Origin of the sequence: Helicobacter salomonis, assembly GCF_017979425.1 — a bacterium.
Lineage (GTDB): Bacteria > Campylobacterota > Campylobacteria > Campylobacterales > Helicobacteraceae > Helicobacter > Helicobacter salomonis.
The window spans coordinates 1-1,027 of sequence record NZ_JAERIS010000051.1 but is presented as its reverse complement, the minus strand read 5'-3'; the positions used below and the strand labels follow the sequence as shown (position 1 = coordinate 1,027).

Annotated in this window: 1 protein-coding gene; it reads left to right on the top strand. The window is 40.9% G+C overall.

Translation table 11 applies throughout. From position 1 onward, the window contains the following. Positions 1–1,027: hypothetical protein (locus KCO92_RS07520; protein WP_247598973.1), on the top strand; the 1,027-nt coding region annotated here is incomplete at both ends.

Sequence of the window (1,027 nt, the reverse complement as noted above, 5' to 3'; positions counted from 1 at the left end):
AAAAAGGAGCACCAACCCTTGTCAAGCACCTAAAAGCCTTTGTCAATCACATCCCGCTTTTACAAGCCCTCACACCCAAAGACCCCAAACAAGCCCAAGCCATCAAGGCACTTAAGACTTTTGAAATGTTTAACCTCGCTACCCTTTTGCACGACTTTATCCCTGATATGGAATGTAGAGATGATTCTCCCGAGCGTGTTTATCCCTTTGATACTAAAAAGAAAACTTTAAAATTTTTAAAGGGCATCGAGCTGATCTACACCCCTTTGATTGAAGCGTATCATCAGGGTTTAGACATCACAGATTATTTACAGACATTGCAAGCCAAGCTTGACTCACCATGTTTATATAGCTACTTGGGCGATCTGGGAACTCAAGAAGATATTTTAAACATGACTAAAGGCGCGAAGACTCCGACTATGCGCCATTTTTTTAAAGATTTTAAATCCATCGAGGCGCAATACGATCTCCTCAATAACAGCTATAATACTAGTGTTGATATGGATTCTGAAAATGAAAATTTTTTGCAAACCCAAATCATGCGTTCTATGGGGGTCAAGATGCAAGATTTAGAAGTATGGACGACTTATTACAAGGCACGCATCCTTGCCTTCTTGGGGGATTATGAAGATCAATACAGTTCCAACATGGAAAATTATTGGCATGTTATTAGCAATGTGCACGAAATAAGAAACCCTTCTGGTGTTCCTTTATTTTTTGTAGTGCGCGGCCTTGATGTCTATGCGGTTAAAACGGCAATAAATGGCATGAAAACCGCGATGCAAATGATTCTCCCTAAAACCCCCACCGCCTGCTTGCAACCCCAGTATTTAAACCAAGAAGCTAAGGCAGTTTGTTTGCAAATCTTTAAGCAACACAGCTATAACCCCAAACCCCTACAAAAATACCTAAAATCCCTGCGTCTGCTCTCCATTGACAACGCCCCCTGTGTGTATCTTAATTCTAAGGACAAACTCCAAAGCTTTAAGTCTGACAATGCGATCTGTTTGGCATTGCAAAAACACTT